General features: G+C 46.8%; 1 protein-coding gene. It reads left to right on the top strand.

The window, feature by feature from the left end:
* Positions 1-575 (top strand): sensor domain-containing diguanylate cyclase (locus tag R7Q46_RS28970; RefSeq protein ID WP_318078551.1); only part of this gene is annotated, 575 nt, incomplete at both ends.

A 575-nucleotide genomic window follows, 5' to 3' on the forward strand; every position in this document is an offset into this window, starting at 1 on the left:
AAACGAGCGACCTACACGCTCTACGACAAGCGGAACCGGTAAGGTACATCGATAAGGTCGTGAGTAGTGATGGCCATATAACGTGGTTTGATGTGGTGAAATCGCCGTTTAAAGACAAGGCATCGGGTACGAATGGCGTTCTTATCATGGCGCGTGATATTTCAGAGCGTTATCTTGCCGAGCAAAAACTTGAACAAGCGAACCTTGAACTTGAGAAATTGAGCTTTATGGACAGCTTGACGCAAGTGGCAAATAGACGCCGATTTGATGAACGTCTTCATGTACTTTGGTATCACCACATTCGTGAAAAATTGCCTTTGACTATCATGTTGTGCGACATCGACTTCTTTAAAGATTACAACGACTGTTACGGGCACCAACAAGGCGACGAGGCGTTGATTCGTGTCGCGGCGGTCTTCAAGCAAGTGGTCAACCGTTCTTCAGACTGCGTGGCTCGATACGGTGGTGAAGAATTTGGTTTTATCTTGCCAAACACGACAACAGAAGGCGCAGAGCAAGTCGCTCAACGCATTCATCAACAGATTAGACAGCTTGATATGGAGCACGGTAGTTCA

This window comes from Vibrio sp. 811 (assembly GCF_033339195.1).